The organism is Rhodovulum tesquicola, assembly GCF_024128855.1.
GTDB lineage: Bacteria > Pseudomonadota > Alphaproteobacteria > Rhodobacterales > Rhodobacteraceae > Rhodovulum > Rhodovulum tesquicola.
Genome location: NZ_JAMYDV010000070.1, coordinates 1 through 362 on the forward strand (window position 1 = coordinate 1; position 362 = coordinate 362).

General features: G+C 65.2%; 1 protein-coding gene. It reads right to left on the reverse strand.

Annotated elements, in window-relative coordinates:
* Window positions 1–362: IS66 family transposase (locus tag NHN26_RS17410; protein WP_253090551.1), on the reverse strand; the 362-nt coding region annotated here is incomplete at both ends.

Below are 362 nucleotides of genomic sequence, written 5' to 3' on the forward strand. Positions count from 1 at the left end.
GGACGAACCAGATTTTCGACATTGTTGGAGTCGATCTCGACGCGGCCGTCGGTCAGGAAGGTCTGCAACCCGTTCCAGTGGTTATGGATATAGGCGAGCTTTTCGCCGAGGCGGGACTTGGCGGAGACGCGCAGGCGTTGCGCTTGCAGCCATTCCCCGAAGGCGGCGACCAGAGGTGCTGAGCGGGCCTTTCGGGCCGACAGGCGCTGGCCGGGGGCGCAACCGCGGATGTCTTTCTCGACGGCATAGAGTTCGGCGATCCGACGCAGGCCCTCGGCGGCGATCTCGGACCCGTCGCGGTCGAAGACCTCTTTCAGCTTGCGCCGCGCATGGGCCCAGCAATGCGCCACGGTGATCGGATC